This window comes from Achromobacter mucicolens (assembly GCF_029866465.1).
Classification (GTDB): domain Bacteria; phylum Pseudomonadota; class Gammaproteobacteria; order Burkholderiales; family Burkholderiaceae_B; genus Achromobacter; species Achromobacter mucicolens.
Genome location: NZ_CP123364.1, coordinates 1,313,419 through 1,337,970, shown reverse-complemented (window position 1 = coordinate 1,337,970; position 24,552 = coordinate 1,313,419). Strand labels below are relative to the sequence as shown.

The following is a 24,552-nucleotide window of genomic DNA, read 5'->3' as shown; positions in this document are numbered from 1 at the left end:
ACTGCGTAGTCGATGCGGATGAAAATCCGCGTTCTTGGATCGAGCCGCGCCCGCGGGACAGCGCCCGCGGGCTTGGCGCTATTTCTTCACCAGCGGGCAGGTCGAATCGGCCAGGGGCTGGAAGGCTTCGGCCGCCGGAATGGTGGCCACCAGCTTCGAATAGTCCCAGCCGCCCTTGGAGTCCGCGGGCTTCTTGACTTCGTACAGGTACATATCGTGGATCACGCGGCCGTCCGGGCGGATCGACGCATTGCGCATGATGGGATCCTTGATGGGGATCTCGCGCATCTTGTCGGCGACAACCTTGCCGTCGGTGCTGTTGGCGGCGGCCACCGCGCGCAGGTAATGCAGCACGCTGGAATACACGCCCGCCTGCGTCATCGTGGGCTTCAGGCCGCGGAACGCCTTCTCGAAGCGCCCCGACCACTCACGCGTGGCGTCGTCGTAATCCCAGTAAAAGCCATCCACGTAAGACAGCCCCTGCGCGTTCTCCAGGCCGAGCGCACGCAGATCGGACAGGAAGATCAGCAGGGAAACCAGCCGCTGCCCGCCTGCCACGATGCCGAACTCGCGCGCCTGCTTGACCGCATTGACGGTGTCCTGGCCGCCATTGGCCAGCGCCACCACCTGCGCCTTTGAGCTCTGCGCCTGCAGCAGATAGGACGCGAAGTCGGGCGCGTTCAGCGGGTGGCGGACATTGCCGGCCACCGTGCCGCCCAGTGCCTTCACCGCCTTGGCCGTGTCGGCTTCCAGCGAGTGGCCGAACGCGTAGTCGACGGTGATGAAGAACCAGGACTTGCCGCCCTCGCGCACGGTGGCCTTGGCGCCGCCCGCGGACTGCGAGTAGGTATCGAACATCCAGTGAAAGCCGACCGGCGAGCAGTCCTTGTTGGTCAACGCCGTGGTGGCCGGGCCGGAGAACATCACGACCTTGTTTTTTTCGCGGGCAATCCCCTGAACGGCGAGTGCGACTGCGGAATTGGTGAGGTCGGCAATGGCGGTGACGCCGTCGCGGTCGAACCATTCGCGCGCCCGGGCGGCGCCCACGTCGGCCTTGTTCTGGTTGTCCGCGGACACCAGATCGATCTTCATGCCCTTGCACTGCGCGGCAAGGCAGTCGTCGATGGCCAATTGCGCCGCCGCGACCGAGCCTGCGCCCCCCATGCCGGCGTAGGTGCCGGACATATCCGTCAGAATGCCGATCTTCACTGGCGGCTTGTCCGCCGCATGGGCCTGCCCAATCAAACCGGCGCCCAGACACAAGCCTGCGGCGAGCCCGCGTGCGTGCAATTTCATGGATTTGTCTCCTGAGTTTTTATGCGCTGAGTAGTAGCGTTGTGGCGCCGTCTTCGCGGCTTGCGGTCCCAGGGCATAGCCCAAGGCCAGCCGAACCAGTGTAGATGTGTGAAAATCAACAAGCAACACCAGAAATGCACATTCCTTGTGCATTCATGCACATACAAAAATGTCGCCGGCGCAACGTGCTGCCGGGGGCCTGGAGCGACGGATCTTGCTTGATTGGGACAGCCTGCGGTATTTCCTGGAAGTGGCCCGCACCCAGCGCGTCAGCGCCGCGGCGCGCAAGCTGGGCGTGGAGCACACCACCGTGTCGCGCCGGATTCGGGCGCTGGAAACCGAGCTGGATACGCTGCTATTCGAGAAGTCGCGCAGCGCGGGGTTCGTACTGACGGACGACGGCCAGCGCCTCTTCGTCCACGCCGAGCAAATGGAAAGCGTGGTGCACACGGCGCGCGAAAACCTGTCCGGCATCGGACAGGCGCTGTCGGGTCACCTGCGCATCGGCGCCACCGAAGGCTTCGGCAGCTACGTGTTGACGCCGCTCGCGGCCGACTTCCAGCGGCGCTATCCGCACATCACGCTGGACATCCTGCCCGTGCCGCGCTTTGTCAGCCTGTCCAAGCGCGAAGCCGACCTGGCCATCACCATCGAACGGCCGCAGCGCGGCCCGTACGTGTGCAGCAAGCTGTGCGACTACACGTTGCGGCTGTACGGCACGCCGGGTTATCTGGCCAACCATGCGCCCATCACTCGCCGCGAAGACCTGGCGGATCACACGTTCATCGGCTATGTGGACGAGCTGTTGTTCAGCGAGCGCCTGCGCTATCTGGAAGACCTGCTGCCGGCAAGCAAGGTGGTGTTGCGCAGCACGAGCGTCGTGGCCCAATACCACGCGGCGCTGCAGGGGCAGTCGCTTGCCATCCTGCCGTGCTTCATCGCGGCACAGGATCCGCGGCTAAAGCCAGTGCTGGAAGACGAGATCGCCATCACTCGCTCGTTCTGGATGTATTGCCATGAAGACCTGCGCAAGCTCAAGCGCGTGACCGCGCTGTGGGAGTTCATCCGCAAATCGGTCTTGAGAAACGCCGACCTGCTGGCAGGCCGGCGCGGGACGATGAAATATCTGCCCTAACAGGCGCGCCCTGACACCGCCTGTCTTGCTAGGTGTTGTTCTTGGGCGCCTTGACGCGCAGGCGGCGCATCAGCAGGAAGACGGTCAACAGCGCGACGGCGCCGTGGATGGCCCATACCCCCAGACCGAAACTGAGCTTGCCGTTGGAGATCCAGGCGCGCGACAGGTTGATCAGGTTCATGTAGAGCAGACCGACCAGACCGGCGATGAGCAGGTCGCCCGAACGCCCCAGCCGCGGATTCACCGCGCCAAGCGGAATGGCCAGCAGCGCAAGATTCAGCGCCGCAAGCGGCAGCGAAATCCGCCACATCACCTGCGACCAGCTGCTGTTGGTGTTGTCCTCGATCAGTTGCGGCGTGCTGCGCGCCTTCGAGGATCGCTCTGCCGCCGCGCGGGCCTCGGCCACCGGGTCGCCGCCCCCCTTGCTTTCCAGGCGCAGACCGTATTTTTCGAAGTGCACAAGGCGCAGCTCGGGCGTGCCAGGCTTCAGGTCGTAGCGATGCCCTTCGCCCAGCACCAGAAAGCGGTCGCCGTTGGGCAGGGTTTCGATATGCGCGCTGCTCGCGGTCAGCACGCTCAGCCATTCGGGACCGATCTCGCGCGCGAACACATTGCCAAGTTCGTCGGTGGGATTGACCGGGTCTTCGGCAAAGAACACGCGGTTGCCGCCCGAGGACTCGGCGAATTGGCCAGCCGTGACCTTGGACAGGTCCGAGCGCTGCTCGAAGCGTTCGTGGTATTCGCCGATCTGGCGGTAGGCCCAGGGCGAGGCCACCAGCGTCAGCCCCGCCACGGCGATCGCGACGGGCACCGCCACGCGCAGCACCGGCTTGAGCCAGTCGGCCAGCGACAGGCCGCTGGCAAACCACACCACCATTTCGGATTCGCGGTAGTTGCGCGTGACCGTGGTCAGCACGGCAATGAAGATCGAGACCGCCAGAATGGTCGGCAGCGCAGTGATGGTAGAGAGCGCGGCAAGCACCACCACCACGTCCGCTCCGATGTTGCCTCCCGCGGCCTCGCCGAGCAGGCGCACGAGAAGCACGCTGAGCCACACGACGAGCAACGTGGAAAAGACAACGCCAGCGTGACTGGTGATCTCGCTGACGACAGAGCGTTTGAATAGAGACATGGGAGAATATGCGGGATAATCGACCGCATCATACACAGACGCACACGGGAAACCCTCATGGAATTTAGCACACAGACCACTGCTTCCCTGCACCAGGTCAAAACCGCCGCCCTCGCCGTCGGCGTGTACGCGGACGGCGTGTTGAGCCCCGCCGCCGACATCATCGACCGCGCTTCCAATGGCGCCGTCCGTGCGGTGGTCAAAAGTGAATTCCGCGGCCGCGCCGGCTCGACCCTGACGCTGCGCACGCTGCCGGGCGTCTCCGCGCAGCGCGTCGTCCTGGTTGGCCTGGGCAAGCAGGATGAATATTCGGCCCGCACTCACGCGTCGGCCGAACAGGCATTTGCCTCGGCCTGCGTCTCGGCCCAACTCACCGAAGGCGTGTCCACGCTGGTCGCCAATCCCATCGCCGGCGTCGACGTCATTACGCGCGCCCGCAGCGCCGCGATCGCGGCCGGCGGCGCGGCCTACTACTACGACGCAAGCTTCGGCAAGCCCGACCGCGACGCGCGCCCCAAGCTCAAGAAGATCGTGCAGGTCGTCGAGCGCGCCGATGCCACGCAAGCCCAGAAAGGCCTGCGCGAAGGCAGCGCCATCGCCAACGGCATGGAGCTGACCCGCACGCTGGGCAACCTGCCGGGCAACATCTGCACCCCCACCTACCTCGGCGACACCGCCAAACGCCTGGCGCGAGAATTCAAGTCGCTGAAGGTCGAGGTCATGGACCGCAAGCAGGTCGAAGCGCTGGGCATGGGCTCGTTCCTGTCCGTCGCCCGCGGCTCCGAGGAAGCGCTGCGCTTCATCGTCCTGCGCCACGCCGGCGCCAAGACCGCCAAGAAGGGCGCCAAGTCCGCGCAAGGCCCGATCGTGCTGGTCGGCAAGGGCATCACGTTCGACGCCGGCGGCATCTCGCTCAAGCCCGCGGCCACCATGGACGAAATGAAGTACGACATGTGCGGCGCCGCCAGCGTGCTGGGCTCGTTCCGCGCCCTGGCCGAACTGGAACTGCCGCTGGACGTCGTCGGCCTGATTCCCGCTTGCGAGAACCTGCCCAGCGGCAAGGCCAACAAGCCGGGCGACGTCGTCACCAGCATGGCTGGCCTCACCATCGAGATCCTGAACACCGACGCCGAGGGCCGCCTGGTCCTGTGCGACGCCCTCACCTACGCCGAACGCTTCAAGCCGTCTGCCGTGATCGACATCGCCACGCTGACCGGCGCCTGCGTCGTCGCGCTGGGCAACGTCAATACCGGCCTGTTCTCCAAGGACGACGCGCTGGCTGACGCCCTGGCGTCGGCGGGCCGCCGTGCGCTGGACACCGCCTGGCGCATGCCCATGGACGACGCCTACCAGGAACAGCTCAAGTCCAATTTCGCCGACCTGGCCAACATCGGCGGTCCGCCGGCCGGCGCCGTCACCGCGGCCTGCTTCCTGTCCCGCTTTGCCAAGGCTTACCCCTGGGCGCACCTGGACATCGCCGGCACGGCCTGGCGCGGCGGCAAGGACAAGGGCGCGACCGGCCGTCCGGTGCCGCTCCTGATGCAATACCTGCTGGACCAGGTTTGAAGCGACTGACGCCAAAAGCCCCATGACGCGCATCGATTTCGCATTCGGCGCGCCCGACCGCCTGCGCATGGCCTGCCAGGTCGTGCGCAAGCGCGTCCTGGCAGGCCAGCGGCTGGTGGTGTACTGTAAAGACGGTTCGCGCCTGGCGGCGTTCGACCGGATGCTGTGGGCGTTCGACGACACGGCGTTCGTGCCGCACGTGTTGGCAAACGATCCCCTGGCCCCTGAAACGCCGGTGGTGCTTACCGCAGGAGAGCCGCTGCAGGCCTTGCAGGCGGCAGGGCAGCCCGATCAGCCGCAGCCCTGGCTGCTGAATCTGGACGACGATTGCCCGCCCGGCTTCGACGCTTTCGAACGCCTCCTTGAAATCGTCTCGGACGATCCGGACGACAAGCAGGCGGCAAGGCAGCGCTGGCGCACCTACCAGACGGCCGGTCATGTACCGCAAAGCCACGACCTGAGCCGCAAGGCCCAAGGCGGCTGAACCGTCCCCCACGCGCGCCCGCGCGCCGCGTCCACCAGAATCTCGGGAGTTTCCATGCCCGCTCGCACACCCGACCCCGGCATCCCCACCCTGACTCATCGCGCCGAGCCCTCGTTCCACGACCCGGCGGACGACGACGCCGATGCGCCGCTCTTGACCGAACTGGCCGACGAGGCCGGCCCGGTTTACGAGCACGACCCGTTTCCCGTGCTGACGGATGTGGCCGACGACGACGGGCCTGCTGCGCCAGCCGCCAGCCCGGCGCCGACCGCGTGCCAGCCGCCGCCCGCCGCCCCCGCACTACGCGCCCTGCCGGACGCCACCGTGCTCGCCGCCCGCTTGCAGGCCGAGGTGGAACAGGTCATGCGACAGGCGCTTGCCGACGCCGTGGCGCAATTACAGGCACGCATGGATGCGGAATTGCCTGCTATCGTTTCCCGTGTGCTCAATGAGGTCAGGCAAGGCTGACTGGATTCTTCAGGGAACTGTAAGGTATCCTTCGCATCTAAGCCTTCTAGGCAATCACCATACTTGCCGTATACAGGAGTTCTCCATGAACGAATATCGTCCGTCCCCTTTTAACCGTTCCGGCGCGGTCGCCGGCGCGCCGGGCGAGGTCGCTCGCAACCAGGTCCTGCGCAATACGTACTGGCTCCTTGCCCTGTCGCTGATCCCGACGGTCCTGGGCGCGGCCGTCGGCCTCTACACCGGCATCAACCGCGTCATGGGCGCCAGCCCCGGCCTGTCGGCCATCGTCTTCCTGGTCGGCGCCTTCGGCCTGATGTTCGCCATCGAGAAGAACAAGAACAGCTCGCTGGGCGTGGTCCTGCTTCTGGCGTTCACGTTCTTCATGGGCGTCATGCTTTCGCGCCTGCTTGGCTTCGTGATGGGCATGAGCAACGGTTCGCAGCTCGTCATGACGGCGTTCGGCGGCACCGCGATCGTGTTCGGCACCATGGCCACCCTGGCCACGACCATCAAGCGCGATCTGTCGGGACTGCAGAAATTCCTGTTCATCGGCGCGGTCGTGATCCTGGTGGCGGCACTGGCCAACATCTTCCTGCAACTGCCGGCCCTGATGCTGACCATCTCGGTGCTCGCCATCGTGATCTTCTCGGCGTTCATGCTGGTGGACCTGCAGCGCGTGGTCAACGGCGGCGAGACCAACTACGTCTCGGCCACCCTGGCCATCTACCTGGACGTCTACAACGTCTTCTCGAACCTGCTGATGCTGCTGGGCATCTTCGGCGGCAACCGCGAGTAACGCGCCGTCGTCAGACCAGCACCGAAAGGGCCTGCATGCACATGTAGGCCCTTTTTCATTGGGCCGCCCCCTTTCCTCTTGAATAGCCGGAGCCTTGCCATGCCTGACCGCCGCCGCTTCCTGCAGACCACCGCCAGCGCAGCCCTAATGGGGGCCGCGTGGCCGGCATGGGCAGCCACGCCGGGGCAGGCCATGCTAAAGCGCCCGATTCCGTCGTCGGGCGAGACCCTGCCCGTGGTGGGACTGGGCACCGCGGACACGTTCAACGTGTCGCCCGGCGACGCCGCGGCCATGGCGCCGCTGGCCCAGGTGCTTGAAACGCTCATGAAGGCGGGCGGCAACCTGATCGACACGGCGCCCAGCTATGGCCAGGCCGAAGCCGTCACCGGCGCCCTCCTGGCCCGCGAAGGCGGCCTGCGCAAGCGCGTGTTCCTGGCGACCAAAATCAGCACGCGCGGCCACGAATCCGCGATGCGCCAGGTGCGGGAGTCGCAACAGGCGCTGCGCAGCGACAAGCTGGACCTGATCCAGGTCCATAACCTGATCGACACCCGCAACCAGCTCGCCTTGCTGCGCGATCTGAAACAGCAGGGCGTGACGCGCTATATCGGCATCACGCATTACACGGACCATGCGCACGACGACCTGACCGAGCTGGTCGAAAAGGAAAAGCCCGATTTCCTGCAGGTGAACCTGTCGATCGCCTCGCGCAGCGCCGAAAAACGCCTGCTGCCCGCGTGCCAGGCCAACGGCGTCGCGGTATTGATCAACCGGCCGTTCGAAGACGGCGCGCTGTTCCGCCAGGTCAAGGGCGTGGCGCTGCCCAAGCTGGCCGCCGAGATCGATTGCACCTCCTGGGCGCAGATCTTCCTGAAGTTCATCATTGGCCATCCCGCCGTCACGGCCGTCATCCCCGCCACGTCCAAGCCCGCCAACATGGCGGACAACGCGCGCGCCGGCTTTGGCCGCCAGCCCGACGCCGCCCTGCGCGACCGCATCGCCGCACTGCTCGCCTGACGCGATGGCGGCCGCCCCTCTGTCCTGGCGTGCCCGTGCCGCACGGGCGCTGGGCATCCAGGAAACCGAGCTCGCGCCTGCCGCGTGCGGCTTCGCGTTCTTCTTTTTCCTTTTCTGCGGTTATTTCATGCTGCGCCCCATCCGGGAAACGATGGGGATCCAGGCGGGCGTGAACCAGTTGCAATGGCTGTTCACCGCCACCTTCCTTGCCACGCTGGCCGTCGTGCCGCTGTTTGGCTGGATATCCAACCGCGTGCCGCGTGCCACGCTGGTGACCTGGGTCTACGCCATCTTCGCGCTGACGATGGTGGGCTTTGCCGCCCTGCTCCACCTGCAACCCGGCAGCGTCTGGGCCGCGCGCGCGTTCTACGTCTGGCTATCGGTGTTCAACCTGTTCGTCGTCTCCATCGCCTGGAGCCTCATGGCCGACGTGTTCCGCATGGAATCGGCCAAGCGGCTGTTCGCGCTGATCGCCGCGGGCGCCAGCGCGGGCGGTCTTTGCGGCCCGCTGCTTGGCGCCCTGCTGGCGGGCGTGCTGGGCCCGGCGGGCTTGCTGGTGCTGTCGGCCCTGCTGCTGACCGCCACGCTGCCGCTCAAGCAATGGCTGCTGGCCTGGCGCGCCGCATCCCGGCCCGACGTCGGCCTTGCAGACATGCAGCGTCCCATCGAAGGCGGCATCCTGGCCGGGCTGTCGCGCATCTTCCAGTCCCGTTACCTCTTGGGCATTTCCCTGCTGGTCGTGCTGCTGGCCACCTTGAACACCTTTCTCTACATGGAACAGGCGCGGCTGGTCGCCGACGCGTTCCCCGACACCGCTCAGCGCATCCGGGTCTTCAGCGCGCTGGATTTCACCGTGCAGACGCTCGCACTGCTGTCGCAGATCTTCATCACCGGGCGCGTGGCCGCCCGCCTGGGATTGCGGTTCCTGCTGACTGCCGTCCCGCTGGCGGTGGCGGTCGCCTTTCTGGCGCTGGCCGCCTTGCCCGTGTTCGCCGTGCTGGCAGCCGCCATGATCCTGCGCCGCGCCGGCGAGTATGCGCTGATCCGGCCAGGGCGCGAGATGCTGTTCACGGCAGTCACGCCCGAGGACAAGTACAAGACGAAGAACGTCATCGACACCGTGGTCTATCGCGGCGGCGACGCTGCCAGCGGCTGGGTGAAGGCCGGCATCGACACGCTGGGTTACGGCGCGGCACTGATCGCCCTGTTGGGCGCGGTCGTGGCGCTGTGCGCGGCTGCGGTGGGCCATGGATTGGGCAAACAGGCCGATCGGCGAAACGGCGACAGTAATTAGATTTAGGCAAACAACCATGTGATTCAACCAAACGGCAGCTGCGTCGTGCAGTCGCACAATGGCGCAGCCCTCAACGCCTCGGGAATCGTCATGAAACGCTCTGCCTGCCTTGCCGCCCTGTTGCTTTGCCTCGCCGCGCCTCACGCGCACGCCGACTACCCCGAACGCGCCATCACGCTGATCGTGCCAGCTGCCGCGGGCGGCAATGCCGACATCACGGCCCGTCTCATCGGCCAGGAAATGAGCCGCCTGCTTGGCCAGCCGGTCGTCGTTGAAAACCGCGTGGGCGCCGGCGGCCGCATCGGCACGCAAGCCGTGGTCCGGGCCCCCGCGGACGGCTACACCATCGGCTATGCCCACGTCGGCACGCTGGTGCTGCACCGTTATCTCTTCAAGCAGCAGATGTACGACCTGGACCGTGACCTGAAACCCATCGGCCTGGTTGCCGAGACGCCCAACGTGATCGTCGTGAACGCCGCCTCGCCGTATCGGGACCTGAAAGGCTTCATCGAGGCCAGCCGCGCGCAGCCAGACCGCCTGACCATGACCTCGGCGGACCCGGGCACGACCAGCGAAGTGGGCGTCAAGCTCTTCATTGCCCAGACCGGCGCCGCCGTGCGCCAGATTCCGTACAAGGCCACCGCCGCGCAGCTCTCGGACCTGCTTGGCGGCCATGTGGATTCCATGATGGAAAACCTGCCGCCGTTGATCGGCAATCTGAAGGACGGGCGCCTGCGCGCGCTGGCCGTCACAACCCGCAAGCGCGCCGCGTCCAATCCCGACGTGCCAACGGTGGCCGAACAGGGCTATCCGGATTACGAGCAGTCCGCGTGGAGCGCGCTGGTGGCCCCGGCAGGCACGCCGCCCGCCGCGATCTCGCGGCTGAACGCCGCGCTGAATCAGGCGCTGCGCTCCGACGCCGTGAGCCGGGAGTTGCGCAGCCGCTCTCAGGAGCCCCTGGGCGGCACGCCGCAGGATGTTCAGGCCCAGATCAAAAAGGAGCTGCCCAAGTGGGAAAGCATCATCAAGGCCGCCACGCTGGACTGACCCGCGCCCCCGCGCGTCCGACACCTTTCCCCGGAGCCCCCGCATGGCCAGCGTAACTCGCGAGGATTTTTCCGTGGCCGCCGCCACCAACGCGTCGGCATACCGTCGCATCACGATCCCCGTCCTGCGGATCGAGGCAGGCCCGGGACCCGCCGTCGCGCTGATCGCCGGCGTGCACGGCGACGAATGGGAAGGCCAGGCCGCCATCCTGGATTTGTGGCATCAGTTGCCGGACATCCTGCAGCGCGGCACCGTCTATCTGCTGCCCGCGGTCAACGCGGAAGCATCGCTTGCCGGCACCCGGCTGTCCCCGTCTGACGGCGGCAACCTGAACCGCGCCTTCCTCGGCGAACCAGCGCGCGGCTATACCGAAAGCGTGGCAGCCGCCCTGGAAGCGCGGCTGCTGCCCCGCGTACAGGCCCTGGTGGACGTGCACAGCGGCGGCGCGTCGCTGCGCTACCTGCCGTCGTCGGTCATCACCCGCTACGGCAACGATCCCTACGACGAACGCCTGCCCGCGCTCGCGCGCGCGTTCGGGCTGCCCGACTGCGTGTTCTTTCGCGGCGGCGAAGCCGGTTCCATGCCCGCCGCAGCCAGCCGGCACGGCGTGCTGCGCCTGTCTGCCGAGATCGGCGGCGGCCGAGAGACCAGCCAGTTACTGGCGGACCGTTGCCGGGACGGATTGCTGGGCTGCCTGGCCGAATTGGGGCTCCTGCATGGCCGGGCGCCCGCCTCCGCCGCGCAAGTCCGCCTCTACGACCTCGACACGCCCGCCGCGACGCTGCGGTCACGTGAATCCGGCGTCTTCGTCCCCGCCGTGGAACTGGGACAATCCGTGGACGCGCACCAGCGCATCGGCCGCCTGATCGAACCGGCACGGCCCGACGCCCCGCCGCGCGCCCTGCTCAGCCCGCAGGCCGGCACGGTGGTGTGCCTTCGACCCATCGCGCGCAGCGACGACGGCGATTGCCTGCTGCAGGTCGCCCCCGCCCTCCCCTTGGACGCTCTTGCAACAAGATACTGACTCATGCAGATGAACCCCAGATTGACCGGCCTGCGCTGCATCCGCTGCGCAACCCTTTGGCCCGCAGGCGACTACCCCGAAGGCTGTCCCGCTTGCCTGGCGGCCGGCCACCCCGCCACGCTGGAGTGCCAGTATGACGCGCACGCGGTGGACGAGGTCATGCCCCTGCCCGTGCTGTCGCCCGTGACGTTGGGCGAAGGCGGCACGCCTTGCCTTGCCGCGCCCGACCTGGCGCGTGAAGAAGGCGTGGGCGCGTTGTGGCTCAAGTGCGAAAGCGCCAATCCCACAGGCAGCCACAAGGACCGCATGTCGGCGCAGCTGGTCTCGCGCGCGCGGCTGGCTGGCGCCACCCGCGTGGCGGCGGCTTCCAGCGGCAACGCGGGCGTGTCGCTGGCCGCCTACTGCGCCGCGGCAGGCCTGGAGGCCGACATCGCCATCACCCGCAACTGCCCGCCACTGCAACGCGAAGCCATGGAGCGCTTCGGCGCCCGGCTGCGGGCGTTCGAAGACAGCCTGGGCCGGTGGCCCTACGTGGCCGACCTGTGCCGCAACCACGGCGCGTTCGCGGGCACGAACTACCTGAATCCGCCGGTGGGCACGCACCCCTATGGCGTTGAAGGCTACAAGCCCATCGCCCAGGAGATCCTGGACGACTGCGGCGTGCCCACGGACATCATCGTGCCGACGGCGCGCGGCGACCTGCTGTGGGGCATCTACCTGGGCTGGCAGCACCTCTTGGCGGCTGGCCGCATTACGCGCCTGCCGCGGCTACACGCCGTGGAACCCTACGCCCGTCTGTCACGCGCACTCACGACCGGCGATGCCCGGGGCCAGTGGGAAAGCGCGACACAGCAATACTCCATTGCGGGCGGCACGTGCACGCTGCAGGCCCTGGAGGCGCTGTCGCGCTCGGGCGGCATGCCGGTGGAGACATCCGATGCGCAAGCCGGCGACGCGCGCCTGCGCCTTGAACGCATGGGCCTGGGTGCGGAATTATCGTCGGCCGCCGCCCTGGCGGCCGTGGCGCGGCTCAGGCGCGCCGGCAAGCTCGACGCGGAGTCGGCGGTGGTGTTGATGCTGACCTCGGACGGGCGCCGGGGCTGACCGCCACCGCTACACGCCGAATCGATCGATCAGCGGGGCCAGGGCGGCGCGCAGGCACGTCGCCCAGAACTTGCCGGCTTCGGACAAGGGGCGGCTGCCATGCACGATCATGTGGCATTCGAAATGCACGGGGGCTTGAAGCGGCCGGAAGCTGAGTCCCGCAGCCTCCATGCCTAGCGCCGTTGCCGGATTGGCGATGCCCACGCCATGCCCCGCCAGCGCAAGCTGACAGACCGTGCTGGAATACGGCGTCTCGATCGCGACGCGCAAGCTTTGGCCGGCCTGGCGCAACAGCGCATCCAGCCGCTTGCGCGAGCCGTCCTCGGCGTTCAGCGCAATCACATCGACTTCGGCCAACTGCGAAAAATTCACCGACTCCAGCCGCGCCAGCGCGTGTCCGGCCGGAAACACCGCCACCGCCCGCAAGCTTGCCAGACGATGCCCGCGCAGCCCTTCCAGTTCGGACTCGTCGGCCACTGCCGCCAGATCCAGCTCACCGGACACCACCATGTCGCGCAAGGTGTTGGAATCGCGTATCTGCAAGTAAAGCGGCGTATCGGGGTAGCGCACGCGAAAGCGCGAGATGGCATCGGTGACGATGGCGCCGCTGTAGGCGTGGATGCAGCCGATCCGCAGCCGCGGCTGCGCGGCGCCGCGGATCGCCCGGATCTTGCGTCCCAGGCTTTCCAGTCCGACATTCAGGCGGCGGATCTCTTCGTACAGGAGGGTAGCCTCGGGCGTGCGTTGCATCCGCTGGCGCACGCGCTCGAAAAGGCGCAGCTCGATGCTGGCTTCCAGCGCGGCCAGCGTCGCGCTGACGGTTGCGGGCGACACGTCCAGACGCCGCGCGGCAGCGGTAACGCTTTCGGTTTCGTAGACCGTGCGGAAGGTTTCGACCTGCTTGAGCGTGAACGTCATGAGGCCGGGCCGCAATCAGATGCGCTGGAGGTCCAGCAGCACGCGCCGCGTGGAAAGCGGACGGCCCGCCAGAATTTCGGCCAGGCGCGCGCGCAGATCGCTGCGCAGCGCGGGCTCGATCACCGGATCATCGAAATCGGGCGGCGCTTCGTCCACGCCGTAGCCCGTCTCGCGCAGCAGGGTCCACTCAAAGCGGCGCAGCGCACCGGCCGCGCGGGTGCCAGCGGACAATTGCTGCAGCGCCATGTCATACGCATCGAACAGCAGCGGGTGGGCGTCCTCGCGGGGCAGAAGGCGCAGCAGCAGTTCGTTCATGTACCACGCCGACATCAGCGCGGCGCCGGCCAGCGGCCGGATGCCGGCGATCTCGGCGCGGGTCAGCGTCTTGACCTCGCCGTTGCCGGTCCATGACAGCAGCAGCGGCTGAAAGGCTGACAGGACGGGGCGCAAAACGGAATAAGGGCGCTTGGCGCCCTTCGCGACCATGGCCACGCAGCCGTGATCGCGAGAGAAGGTCTGAACAATCAGAGAGGTTTCGCGCCACGCCGTGGCGTGGAGCATGAACCCCGGGCGATCCTGGACGCGTGGCGCCCGTCTACTCATAACCCAGATCGCGCAGCGCACCCTCGCGGTCAGACCAGCCCTTGCGCACCTTGATGTAGACCTCCAGATGCACGGGCTTGTCCAGCAGCTTGGCGATGTCCTGCCGCGCCTCCGTGGCGATCCGCTTCATGTGCATGCCGCCGGTGCCCAGCAGGATCGGCTTGTGGCTGTCGCGTTCAACGACGACACAGGCATTGATGGTGGCGCCCTTGGCGGTCTCTTCCCATTGCTCGATGACGACCGTGCAGCCATACGGCAGTTCGTCGCCCACCAGGCGGAAGATCTTCTCGCGCACGAGTTCGGCCGCGATGAAGCGCATGGGACGATCGGTGAGCGTATCTTCCTCGAACATCGGCTCGCCTTCCGGCAGGCGCGACGCGATTTCGTCGAGCAGTTGATCCAGTTGCTGGTTCTTGGTGGCGCTGACAGGCACCACCGCGCCGAACGGATGCTGCGCCATGATCTTGGAGACGAACGCGAACAGGTCGTCGCGGTTCTTCAGGGCGTCGATCTTGGACACCACGAGAATCGTGCGCTCGGGATTGGGCAGGAGCGGCAGCAGCTTGGCGTCGCCCTCCGACCACTTGCCGGCTTCCACCACATGCACCACCACGTCGACGTCGGCCAGCGCCTGCGTCACGACGCGGTTCATCATGCGGTTCATGGCCCCGCCGTGGCGCGTCTGGAAACCCGGGGTATCGACGAACACGAACTGTTCGTGCTCGCGCGTGAGCACACCGTGGATGCGGTGGCGGGTGGTCTGCGCCTTGCGCGAGACGATGGAGATCTTGGAACCGATCAGGGCGTTCGTCAGCGTGGATTTGCCCACATTGGGGCGGCCAACGATGGCAACGAAGCCAGTACGAAAAGGGGTATCGCTCATTTAGTCTCTTGAGCCACTGCCACGGGCAGCGACAATTGCGCGGTTTTGCGCGCCTTGCCCGATTTGCGGGCAGCCTTGGCGGCCGGGCTGACGGCCAGCGCGGCCTCGAGCGCCAGCTTGGCCGCGGATTGCTCGGCGGCGCGACGGCTGGCGCCAGGCGCCATCACCTTGATATCGAGCGCCGGAATGGCGCATTCGACTTCGAACTGCTGGCTGTGGGCCGCGCCGTGCGTGGCCACCACCGTATACAGCGGCAGGGCCATCTTGCGGCCCTGCAGAAATTCCTGGAGCAAGGTCTTGGCATCCTTGCCAAGCGTCTTGGGGTCCACCGACGCCAGCACCGGCTGGTATTGGCGCACGATCACGCGTCGCGCCGCGTCAAAGCCCGCGTCCAGGAAGACGGCGCCGAAGATGGCCTCGACCGTGTCGGCCAGGATGGAAGGCCGGCGGAATCCGCCGCTCTTGAGCTCGCCCTCGCCCAGGCGCAGGTACTGGGACAGCTCCAGCCGCTGGGCGATGTCGGCCAGCGATGCCTGTTTGACCAGGTTGGCGCGCAGGCGCGACAGATCGCCCTCGTCGATCTTCGAGTAGCGTTCGAACAGCATCGCCGCCACGACGAAGTTCAGCACGGAATCCCCAAGGAATTCCAATCGCTCGTTATGGCGCGCCCCGTGGCTGCGGTGCGTCAGCGCCTGTTCAAGCAAGGCTGGATCACCGAAGTGGTGATCCAGGCGGTTTTCTAGCGTGGCTAGCGACATAATCAGTTGAATCGGCCGATGCGGCTCAGATCGCTGAAGTTCATCCAGATGAAGAAAGCGCGGCCGACGATGTTGGCTTCCGGGACAAACCCCCAATACCGGCTGTCCGCGCTGTTGTCCCGATTATCGCCCATGGCGAAATAATTCCCTTCGGGTACTTTGCAGCGTACCCCATTGTGGCTGTATTGGCAGTTTTCGCGGTAGGGAAAACGCCACTCCTGCGGGGTATAGCGCTGCGGAACGTTCTCATCTAGCAGAATCTTGTGCTCAACGTCGCCCAACTTCTCTTTATATTGCGCGATATAAGACACACGATCCGGCTCGAAATAGTCGCCATCGCGCACATGCGGCACCAGTTCGCCATTGACATACAGCTTCTTGTCGATGTATGCGACCTCGTCGCCCGGCAAGCCCACCACGCGCTTGATGTAATCGACGTCCGGATCCACCGGATACCGGAACACGAACACGTCGCCGCGCTGCGGCGAGCCGATGGGGATGACCTTCTTGTCGATCACCGGCAGGCGAAGGCCATAGCTGAATTTGTTCACCAGAATCAGATCGCCCGATTGCAGCGTGGGCAGCATCGATCCGGACGGAATGCGAAACGGCTCGACGACAAACGAGCGCAGCATGAACACGAACAGAATGACGGGGAAAAAGCTGACCGCGTACTCGACCCACCAGGGCACGCGCCGGGCAGCGTCGCCAGCTTCGCGCCGCAGACGCTCGGCCTCTTGCGCGTCGCCCACCAACGCCGTGTCGTACTGCGCCATCGCGGCCTGCGCCCGGCGCTCTCGCCCCTTGCGCAGCACGGCCAGATCGAGCGCCCAGATGACGCCGGTAACCACCAGCAGAATAAAAAGGATCAGGGCAAAGTTCCAACTCATCAGCTAATCGCCTTCTGGGGTTCTATTTGTCTTCCACTTGCAGGATGGCAAGGAACGCCTCCTGCGGAATTTCCACGCTGCCCACCTGCTTCATGCGCTTCTTGCCCGCCTTCTGCTTTTCAAGCAGCTTCTTCTTGCGCGAGATATCGCCGCCGTAGCACTTGGCCAGCACATTCTTGCGCAGCGCCTTCACGTTCTCGCGCGCAATGATTTCCGCGCCGATGGCCGCCTGGATGACCACGTCGAACATCTGGCGCGGGATCAGGCCGCGCATGCGCGTCACCACATCGCGCGCGCGGTGGCGCGCATTGCTGCGGTGGACGATGACGGCCAGCGCATCGACGCGGTCGTTGTTGATCAGCAGGTCGACACGCACCACGTCCGCGGAGCGGTACTCCAGGAATTCGTAGTCCATCGACGCATAACCGCGCGACACCGACTTCAGCTTGTCGAAGAAGTCGAGCACGATTTCGGCCAGCGGGATCTCATAGACCAGATGGACCTGGCGGCCGTGGTAGCTCATGTTGACCTGCACGCCGCGCTTGTTGTTGCACAGCGTCATGACGGGGCCCACATAGTCCTGCGGCATGAACAGCGTGACCTTCACGATGGGTTCGCGAATGTCCTGGATCTTGCCGATCTCGGGCATGCGCGAGGGGCTTTCCACGGTGATCACGGACCCGTCGCGCTGCTCGACCTCGTACACCACCGACGGCGCGGTGGTGATGATGTCCATGTCGAATTCGCGCTCCAGGCGCTCCTGCACGATTTCCATGTGCAAGAGGCCCAGGAAGCCGCAGCGGAACCCGAAGCCCAGCGCTTGCGACACCTCGGGCTCGAACATCAGCGCGGCGTCGTTGAGCTTGAGCTTTTCGAGCGAATCGCGCAGCTGGTCGTATTCGGAGCTCTCCACCGGATACAGGCCGGCGAACACCTGCGGCTTGACTTCCTTGAAGCCCGGCAGCGGGTTGGCGGCCGGCTTGTTGGCCAGCGTCACCGTATCGCCGACCTTGGCGTCTTCCAGTTGCTTGATGCCGGCGATGATGAAGCCCACCTCGCCCGCCGACAGATGCGGACGCTGCTGCGACTTGGGCGTGAACACGCCCGTCTGCTCGCACAGGTGGGTGGCGCCGGACGCCATCAGCAGGATCTTGTCCTTGGGCTTGAGCACGCCGTTGATGATGCGCACCAGCATGACCACGCCGACGTAGTTGTCGAACCACGAATCGATGATCAGCGCCTGCAGCGGCGCGTCGGGATCGCCTTTGGGCGCGGGAACGCGGGCAACGATGGTTTCCAGGATCTCGTCGATGCCCATGCCGGTCTTGGCGCTGGCCAGCACCGCGTCCGAGGCGTCAATGCCGATCACGTCCTCGACTTCCTGGCGCGCGCCTTCGGGATCGGCCTGCGGCAGGTCCATCTTGTTCAGAACCGGCACGACTTCCACGCCCAACTCGATCGCGGTGTAGCAGTTGGCCACGGTCTGCGCTTCCACGCCCTGCGACGCGTCCACCACCAGCAGCGCGCCTTCGCAGGCGGACAGGGAACGGCTGACTTCGTACGAGAAGTCCACGTGCCCCGGGGTGTCGATCAGGTTCAGGTTGTAGATCTTGCCGTCCTGCGCCTTGTAATGCAGGGCAGCCGTCTGGGCCTTGATGGTGATGCCGCGCTCGCGCTCGATTTCCATGGAATCGAGAACCTGCGCCGACATCTCGCGATCCGCCAGTCCGCCGCAGCGCTGGATCAGGCGATCAGCCAGGGTCGACTTGCCATGATCGATGTGGGCAATGATGGAAAAGTTGCGGATATGCTGCATGCTTGAATTTATAAGGGACGGAACAGACGGCATATTGCCGGGAGACACCGCCGCCGGAGTGTGCACGGCCGAGGTGTGAGGCGCTGACGGGCTGGGCCCGGACAAAACTGAGGGGGCGCCTGGCGCCCCCTCTTGCGGCAACCAGCCATTTTAGCCGGTCTTGAGCCATTTTATTTGTCACGGCTGCGCCCCGGGACAAAAAGCGCCCTGAGATGCCAGCGCCCGCCGGTGTCCGGCCGAGCCGCCGGCCGGACCTGGCGCCCGAGGGCACCGGCCGGCAGGGCCGTCACATCACTTGCCAGCAGGTACCGCCACCCACTGCGTCTGGTCGCCGCGGCGCACCAGCAGACCCGTCGCGCGGCTCTTGTCCAGCTTGGCGACCAGCTCGCCGAACTGCTTGGCGCCGGTCACGTCGGTGTCGTTCAGGGCCAACACGATGTCGCCTTCCTGCAGGCCCGCCTTCCCGGCCGCGCCATCGGCAACCTTCACCTGGACGCCGCCCTTGATGCGCAGCTTCTTCTGGACATCGGCCGGCACGTCGATGACGCTAAGGCCCAGCGCGTTCGTCACTTCGGGCTCGGGCGCGGGCTTCTTGCCGGCGCCTGCCGCCTTCTCGGCCGGGATCTCACCGACCTTGACCGACAGCGTCATGCTCTTGCCCTTGCGCCAGATTTCCATGTCGGCGCGCGTGCCCGGCTTGGTCTCACCGACGATGCGCGGCAGATCGGACCAACGCTTGATGGGTTCCTTGTTGAACTTCAGGATCACGTCGCCCGGCTGCACGCCCGCCTGTTCGGCAGGACCCTCGGCTTCGACGCTGCTGACCAGCGCGCCTTCCGCCTTGGGCAGGCCGATGGCCTCGGCCACATCCTTGCCGACTTCGCCGATCTGCACGCCAACGCGGCCGCGCGTGACCTTGCCCGTCGTGCGAAGTTGCTCCACGACGCGCATGGCTTCGTCGATCGGAATGGCCAGCGAAATGCCCATGAAGCCGCCGCTGCGCGAGATGATCTGGGAGTTGATGCCCACGACCTCGCCGTCCAGGTTGATGAGCGGCCCGCCCGAATTGCCGGGATTGACCGCAACGTCGGTCTGGATGAACGGCAGGTATTCGCCGGTATCGCGGCCGATGGCGCTGACGATGCCGGAGGTCACGGTGGAGTCCAGGCCGAACGGCGAGCCGATGGCCAGCACCCACTGACCCTTCTTCAGCGTCTTCGGGTTGCCGATGACCAGCGGCGTCATGTCCTTGGCTTCGATCTTGATGAGCGCCACGTCCGTGCGCTCGTCCGTACCGATGACCTTGGCCTTGAACTCGCGTCCGTCGGTCAGCGTGACATAGATGTCCGTCGCGTCGACCACGACGTGGTTGTTGGTCAGGATATAGCCGTCGGCTGAGATGAAGAAGCCCGACCCCACGCCGCGCGGCACGGTGCGCTCTTCAGGCGGCGTCGGCTGCGGACGCTGGCGCGGATTGGGCGATTGGCCGGGCGGCTGGAATTCGGGGCCGAAGAACCAGCGGAACAGTTCGTAGGGATCGCTGCCGCCGGGACCATTGCCCCCGCGCACGGGCACGGTGGCCGTGGTGCGGATGTTGACGACGGCCGGATCGGCCTTTTCAACGATAGCCGTGAAATCGGGCAAACCGACCGCGGCGGGCGCCGTCGTCTGCGCCACCGTCACGGGCACATAGGCGGTGGACAGCAACGTCCCCGCCGCGACAGCCGCCAGAAAGCGCCGGAAAAAAGCGTTCGAGACCGTCATTGCTTTCATATGTCACTCCGAAATTGCTGCTTGCGGAACGGCGGGAATCATTTGGCCCCGCCCTCCGCGGGTGCGGCTGCCGCGGGTGCGGGCGGCACGTACTCAGTGGCTTGCGCAAGTTGTTCCAGCGTGGCGGCGGGCACTTCGCCAACCGCCGTCAACCAGAAGTCCGCGATGCGCGCGCCATAGACGTTGATCGCGCCGCGCTGCGACGCGCCATGCAACGGCTGGTGATTGCGCTGGCTGTCGTAGGGCTCGATGAAGACCGAAATCGCCGCCAGGCCGTCGGACAGTACCATCTGGCTGACGGGCGATCCGCGCTTCATGGCGCGCGACACCTGCATGATCGTCTTGAAGCCATCGGGCGCCGGAATGCGCCACCCCTGGGCCGCAAGGTCCACGGGCTTCATGTTGGCCTCGAGCACCTTCCAGTCACGCGTGTTCCAGCGCGAGGACAGCGACTGCGGATCCACTTCGGAACCCAATCGCAGCGAAGTGAACGACACCTGCTCGACCACGCCGCGCGCGGCGTTCAGCGTCTGGGCCTTCAGCAGCAGATTGGTTTCGACGTCCGCGCACAGGCGATAGCCATAGCGCAGCTTGTCCAGGGGTTCGATCGTGATGAGCCGGCATTCGCGGCCCGCGACGCGATGCGGCGTGGGTTCGGTGCGGATCATGTAGTGTTCGGACAGATTGGCGGCGTCGCCCAGCAGCAGGCCGGGAAAGCGATCACCGCGGCGACGCTCGATCAGCACCGTCTTGCGCTCGGGGATCAGGCACTGCACATCGTCGTTGTGACGCAGGTATTCGCGCGGCTGGCCGTCAAGAATCTCGAGGCGTTCGCGCTCACCAGTGCCGTCAAGGACATGCACCAGGCGCGAGGACTGGATCACATCGCCCTGCTGATACATGAAGACGCCGGCGTAATCCTGCTTGCGGGCCGCCTGCTGGATGCGCGTGAGCAGTTGCACCACGTCCTCGGTCTGGCCGGCCGGCGTGGCGCCGGCGGCGGCCGCGGGACCGTGCGCGGCAAGGAAAGCAGTCAGGAGCGTGGCGGCGAACCAGCCGGCGCGGTGAGCGTGCCACGAGGCAGCGCGTCCCAATACGGGCCAGCGTGATGCAAGCACAAGCGCCATCAGCGTCCCGCTCCGCCATCGAACGACACCTGGCGGACCGCGCTGGGGCCGGCCATCTGGCGATGGGCCTCCAGGTAATCACGCAGGCCCGAGTCGTCGGACGCCGAGGCCGAACCCGACGAACTGGCGTCGGCCAGCACGCGGACGTCCGTCGAAGGCGAGCCGGTGACGTACGGCTGCGCCACCCATGCGACCGTGGCCACGGCGGCGGCGACGGCCAGGCCCGACAGGCCCATGCGCAAAGGAGAGCGGCGCCGAGGCGCCGCTACGATGGGCAATTCCGCATCCAACGCGCGCGCCAGCCGGGCCGAAAAGGCCGCGCTGGGCGTCAGCGCCAGATCGGCGTTGCGCAGGGAATCACCAATCAGATGATAGGTGTCCCAAGTCTGACGTCCCTCTTTGGACAACAGACTGGGAAGAATATCGTCGGAATCCTCTCCGTCCATCCAGGCGGAAACCGATTCTTCCCAGGAAGACTCGGTGATTTCAACGGATTTGGCTGCTATTTGCATGACTGCCACTCCTTACCAGCGACGCTCGACATCGGTGTCGAGCAGTGGACGCAACTTGGTGGCAATGGCTTCACGCGCACGAAAAATGCGGGAGCGCACCGTACCGATCGGGCAGTCCATGCTCTGGGCGATGTCTTCGTAACTCATACCTTCGATTTCACGCAGGACAATTGCGGTGCGCAATTCTTCAGGCAATTCCTCAATGGCCGCGTTCACCGTCTCGGCGATTTCGCGGCTGGCAACCATGGATTCCGGCGTGCTTATATCCGTTAGGTTGTCGGTTTCGTTAAAAGTTTCACCGTCTTCCGTTTCAATCGCATTGGGTGCGCTGGGGCGGCGTCCCTGCGAGGCAAGCCAGTTGCGCGCGGTGTTGATGGCGATGCGGTAAAGCCAGGTGTAGAAGGCGCTTTCGCCACGGAATTGGGGCAAGGCGCGGTAGGCCTTGATGAAGGCTTCCTGCGCCACATCCTCGATTTCGGCCGGATCGCGGATCATGCGGGCGAGCAGGCGGAGGATCTTGCGCTGGTATTTCAGCACCAGGAGATCGAAGGCCTTCTTGTCGCCCCGCTGCACGCGCGCTACGAGCTCTGCGTCGACTTCGCGTTCGCTCATGAGGCCTCCCGCAAACGACGCGCAGGTTGTGCCTGCCGCGCCGTGGCCGCGACGAGGCGCAGACGGCGCCAGGATTCGGGTCGCAACGTGTGCTTCCAGACGGTGAGGGTGATTTTGCTGGTGGTAAAGGCCGTACTCCCGGTGGGCAAGGGCTGCAAGACAAGCGTCAGCCACGCTGGCCCCCTTTGCTGATCCAGCAGCAGCGCATCCTGCCAGCCTTGCGGCCAGCGTAGCTGCCAATGGTCAGCCCCGGTCGCGGTGCGTAGCGCCGTTACCGGGGACGGGGTGCTCCGTGCCGAGTGTAACAGCCCGGCCAACAGAAACAGAAACGCGAGCAACGCGGCGGCCATCCAGGCATGACCGTGCCAGGACGCCGCCGTCAACACGCAGGCCACGGCCGCGGCCAGGGCCAGCCCGAAGAGCGCGACGGCGCTCCTGGGCGGCGAGACTGGCACGCGGAATGACCAGCGCCCCCCGACCGAGCCTTCCAAATCAGACCCGGCGAACGGCCATCGAGCCGTTGGTGCCGCCAAAGCCGAACGAATTGGACAGGCCCACGTCGATCTTCATCGGCCGCGCCTCGTTGGCGCAGTAATCCAGATCGCATTCCGGATCCTGATTGAAGATGTTGATCGTCGGAGGCGAGACCTGGTTGTAGACGGCCAAGGTCGTGAACACGGCTTCGATGCCGCCGGCCGCGCCCAGCAGGTGGCCCGTCATGGACTTGGTCGAGTTGACCACCAGCTTCTTGGCGTGATCGCCGAACGCCAGCTTCAGCGCATCGGTTTCGTTCTTGTCGCCCAGCGGCGTGGACGTGCCGTGCGCGTTGACGTACTGGACGTCTTCGGGATTCAGGCCGCCGTTGCGCAGCGCGTTGATCACGCCGCGGCGCGGGCCGTCCTTGTCCGGCGCGGTGATGTGGTGAGCGTCGGAGCTCATGCCGTAGCCAGCCAGTTCACCGTAGATGCGCGCGCCGCGCTTCTTGGCGTGCTCGTACTCTTCCAGAACCAGGACGCCTGCGCCCTCGCCCAGCACAAAGCCGTCGCGATCGCGGTCCCAGGGACGCGAAGCGGTCTGAGGGTCATCGTTGCGGGTCGACAGCGCGCGCATGGCGGCAAAGCCGCCGATGCCCAGCGGCGACACGGTCGACTCGGCGCCGCCGGCCACCATGACGTCGGCATCGCCGTATTCGATCAGGCGGGCAGCATCGCCGATGCAGTGCAGGCCGGTCGTGCAGGCCGACACCACGGCGTAGCTGGGGCCCTTCATGCCATAGGCGATCGACAGATGCCCGGAAATCAGGTTGATCAGCGAACCCGGCACGAAGAACGGCGAAATGCGCCGCGGGCCCTTGGCAAGGTACTCGACCTGGGTTTCTTCGATGCGCGGCAGACCGCCGATGCCGGACCCCACGATCACGCCGATACGCTCGGCGTTTTCTTCGGTGACTTCCAGGCCGCAATCGCGCCAGGCCTGCATTCCGGCAGCCAGGCCGTAATGGATGAACGTATCCATCTGGCGGGCTTCCTTGGCCGAAATATAGGTACTGATGTCGAAGTCTTTGACTTCGCCAGCAATGTGGGTGGTGATGGCCGAGGGATCGAAACGGGTGATGCGGCTGATGCCAGAACGTCCGTTGACGATATTGTCCCAAGCGGTGGTCAGATCATTTCCTACGGGGGAAACGATACCCAGGCCGGTGATGACGACACGTCGCTTCACGGATGACTCCTCAAACAGACAAAAGAAAGGCGGTTTTCGGGATGCGCTGCGCGTGTGGACCACATGAAGGCAGGCGAGGCGTTATAACGCCTTGCCTGCCGGTGGACCACACGGCACTCCTGAAACCGCCCTGATTCCAGGTTGGCCGACGATATCGGGCAACCAGGACGATATAGGCTGAGCTTACTGCTTACCGTGCGAATTGATGTAGTCAATCGCTTGTTGCACGGTCGTGATCTTTTCGGCCTCTTCGTCGGGGATCTCGGTCTCGAATTCGTCTTCGAGGGCCATGACCAGTTCGACCATGTCGAGCGAATCGGCACCGAGGTCGTCAAGGAAGGAGGACTCGTTCTTGATCTCGGCTTCGTTGACGCCAAGTTGTTCAGCGACGATCTTCTTGACGCGCTGTTCGATGCTTTCCATGCAGATCTCCAATTGGGAAAAATCCCGCGAATTATAGCCAAGCGCGGAGTGATGCAACGCCTGACCGTGACAAAAATAACACCGCGCATTTGTTCTGTCGCCGAGAGCGGCGCGGGAAGACCATGTGCGGCGTTTCCGGAGAATCGCGCCCC

The 24,552-nt window shown here is 65.7% G+C and carries 24 protein-coding genes; 10 read left to right on the top strand and 14 right to left on the bottom strand.

Annotation, left to right across the window (positions count from 1 at the left end; all coding sequences use genetic code 11):
- Nucleotides 1-78: 78 nt before the first annotated feature.
- Complete coding sequence (locus QEP15_RS06055) at nucleotides 79-1,296, bottom strand: ABC transporter substrate-binding protein (RefSeq protein ID WP_152383710.1); 1,218 nt, start codon at nucleotides 1,294-1,296, stop codon at nucleotides 79-81.
- 214 nt (nucleotides 1,297-1,510) lie between these two features.
- Between QEP15_RS06055 and QEP15_RS06050 the strand changes: the two genes are divergently transcribed.
- Nucleotides 1,511-2,431 carry a LysR family transcriptional regulator gene (locus QEP15_RS06050; RefSeq protein ID WP_062840568.1) on the top strand — a complete coding sequence of 307 codons (921 nt, stop codon included), beginning with the start codon at nucleotides 1,511-1,513 and terminating at the stop codon, nucleotides 2,429-2,431.
- Nucleotides 2,432-2,459: 28 nt separating this feature from the next.
- On the opposite strand, the gene lptF is transcribed toward QEP15_RS06050, so the two are convergent.
- The gene (lptF, locus tag QEP15_RS06045) at nucleotides 2,460-3,563 is read right to left on the bottom strand and encodes an LPS export ABC transporter permease LptF (RefSeq protein ID WP_056321967.1); all 1,104 of its coding nucleotides are present in this window, start codon (nucleotides 3,561-3,563) and stop codon (nucleotides 2,460-2,462) included.
- Nucleotides 3,564-3,620: 57 nt separating this feature from the next.
- Between lptF and QEP15_RS06040 the strand changes: the two genes are divergently transcribed.
- From QEP15_RS06040 to QEP15_RS06000, 9 genes are all read left to right on the top strand, one after another.
- Nucleotides 3,621-5,129, top strand: coding sequence for a leucyl aminopeptidase (locus tag QEP15_RS06040; protein WP_280148560.1), 1,509 nt, complete (start codon nucleotides 3,621-3,623; stop codon nucleotides 5,127-5,129).
- Nucleotides 5,130-5,151: 22 nt separating this feature from the next.
- The gene (locus QEP15_RS06035; protein ID WP_056321960.1) at nucleotides 5,152-5,613 is read left to right on the top strand and encodes a DNA polymerase III subunit chi; all 462 of its coding nucleotides are present in this window, start codon (nucleotides 5,152-5,154) and stop codon (nucleotides 5,611-5,613) included.
- A gap of 54 nt (nucleotides 5,614-5,667) precedes the next feature.
- Entirely contained in the window at nucleotides 5,668-6,081 is a 414-nt protein-coding gene (locus QEP15_RS06030) for a hypothetical protein (RefSeq protein WP_152383707.1), read from the top strand.
- 85 nt (nucleotides 6,082-6,166) lie between these two features.
- Nucleotides 6,167-6,877, top strand: a complete 711-nt coding sequence (locus tag QEP15_RS06025) for a Bax inhibitor-1/YccA family protein (protein ID WP_056321955.1) — start codon at nucleotides 6,167-6,169, stop codon at nucleotides 6,875-6,877.
- 99 nt (nucleotides 6,878-6,976) lie between these two features.
- Nucleotides 6,977-7,894 carry an aldo/keto reductase gene (locus QEP15_RS06020; RefSeq protein WP_280148559.1) on the top strand — a complete coding sequence of 306 codons (918 nt, stop codon included), beginning with the start codon at nucleotides 6,977-6,979 and terminating at the stop codon, nucleotides 7,892-7,894.
- A 4-nt stretch (nucleotides 7,895-7,898) separates the two neighbouring features.
- A complete protein-coding gene (locus QEP15_RS06015) occupies nucleotides 7,899-9,188 on the top strand; it encodes an NTP/NDP exchange transporter (RefSeq protein ID WP_280148558.1) in 1,290 nt (429 codons plus the stop codon).
- A gap of 90 nt (nucleotides 9,189-9,278) precedes the next feature.
- Nucleotides 9,279-10,235 carry a Bug family tripartite tricarboxylate transporter substrate binding protein gene (locus tag QEP15_RS06010; RefSeq protein WP_152383704.1) on the top strand — a complete coding sequence of 319 codons (957 nt, stop codon included), beginning with the start codon at nucleotides 9,279-9,281 and terminating at the stop codon, nucleotides 10,233-10,235.
- 43 nt (nucleotides 10,236-10,278) lie between these two features.
- Nucleotides 10,279-11,259: a M14 family metallopeptidase gene (locus QEP15_RS06005; protein WP_152383703.1), complete on the top strand. Its 981-nt coding sequence runs from the start codon at nucleotides 10,279-10,281 to the stop codon at nucleotides 11,257-11,259.
- Nucleotides 11,260-11,262: 3 nt separating this feature from the next.
- Nucleotides 11,263-12,363, top strand: a complete 1,101-nt coding sequence (locus QEP15_RS06000; protein WP_152383702.1) for a pyridoxal-phosphate dependent enzyme — start codon at nucleotides 11,263-11,265, stop codon at nucleotides 12,361-12,363.
- Between the two features lie 9 nt (nucleotides 12,364-12,372).
- On the opposite strand, the gene QEP15_RS05995 is transcribed toward QEP15_RS06000, so the two are convergent.
- From QEP15_RS05995 to acpP, 12 genes are all read right to left on the bottom strand, one after another.
- On the bottom strand, nucleotides 12,373-13,281 hold the full coding sequence (locus QEP15_RS05995; protein WP_062840562.1) for a LysR family transcriptional regulator: 909 nt from the start codon (nucleotides 13,279-13,281) through the stop codon (nucleotides 12,373-12,375).
- 15 nt (nucleotides 13,282-13,296) lie between these two features.
- Entirely contained in the window at nucleotides 13,297-13,884 is a 588-nt protein-coding gene (gene recO, locus QEP15_RS05990) for a DNA repair protein RecO (protein ID WP_056321935.1), read from the bottom strand.
- A complete protein-coding gene (era, locus tag QEP15_RS05985) occupies nucleotides 13,877-14,767 on the bottom strand; it encodes a GTPase Era (protein WP_056321933.1) in 891 nt (296 codons plus the stop codon). The genes recO and era overlap by 8 nt, the downstream gene beginning before the upstream one ends.
- Complete coding sequence (gene rnc / locus QEP15_RS05980; protein WP_056321930.1) at nucleotides 14,764-15,525, bottom strand: ribonuclease III; 762 nt, start codon at nucleotides 15,523-15,525, stop codon at nucleotides 14,764-14,766. Before rnc ends, era begins: the two co-directional genes overlap by 4 nt.
- A 2-nt stretch (nucleotides 15,526-15,527) precedes the next feature.
- Nucleotides 15,528-16,415: a signal peptidase I gene (lepB, locus tag QEP15_RS05975; RefSeq protein ID WP_056321926.1), complete on the bottom strand. Its 888-nt coding sequence runs from the start codon at nucleotides 16,413-16,415 to the stop codon at nucleotides 15,528-15,530.
- Nucleotides 16,416-16,437: 22 nt separating this feature from the next.
- Nucleotides 16,438-18,231 (bottom strand): translation elongation factor 4, encoded by a 1,794-nt coding sequence (gene lepA, locus QEP15_RS05970; protein WP_062840561.1) that lies wholly within the window; start codon nucleotides 18,229-18,231, stop codon nucleotides 16,438-16,440.
- A gap of 291 nt (nucleotides 18,232-18,522) precedes the next feature.
- A complete protein-coding gene (locus QEP15_RS05965; protein ID WP_175156285.1) occupies nucleotides 18,523-20,004 on the bottom strand; it encodes a DegQ family serine endoprotease in 1,482 nt (493 codons plus the stop codon).
- Nucleotides 20,005-20,042: 38 nt separating this feature from the next.
- Nucleotides 20,043-21,131, bottom strand: coding sequence for a MucB/RseB C-terminal domain-containing protein (locus QEP15_RS05960; RefSeq protein WP_280148557.1), 1,089 nt, complete (start codon nucleotides 21,129-21,131; stop codon nucleotides 20,043-20,045).
- Complete coding sequence (locus QEP15_RS05955) at nucleotides 21,131-21,643, bottom strand: sigma-E factor negative regulatory protein (RefSeq protein ID WP_056321916.1); 513 nt, start codon at nucleotides 21,641-21,643, stop codon at nucleotides 21,131-21,133. Before QEP15_RS05955 ends, QEP15_RS05960 begins: the two co-directional genes overlap by 1 nt.
- 12 nt (nucleotides 21,644-21,655) lie before the next feature.
- Nucleotides 21,656-22,255 carry an RNA polymerase sigma factor RpoE gene (gene rpoE / locus QEP15_RS05950; protein WP_008161984.1) on the bottom strand — a complete coding sequence of 200 codons (600 nt, stop codon included), beginning with the start codon at nucleotides 22,253-22,255 and terminating at the stop codon, nucleotides 21,656-21,658.
- Between the two features lie 492 nt (nucleotides 22,256-22,747).
- A complete protein-coding gene (gene fabF / locus QEP15_RS05945; protein ID WP_056321908.1) occupies nucleotides 22,748-23,977 on the bottom strand; it encodes a beta-ketoacyl-ACP synthase II in 1,230 nt (409 codons plus the stop codon).
- A 183-nt stretch (nucleotides 23,978-24,160) separates the two neighbouring features.
- Entirely contained in the window at nucleotides 24,161-24,400 is a 240-nt protein-coding gene (acpP, locus tag QEP15_RS05940; protein WP_003813816.1) for an acyl carrier protein, read from the bottom strand.
- Between the last annotated feature and the right edge of the window lie 152 nt (nucleotides 24,401-24,552).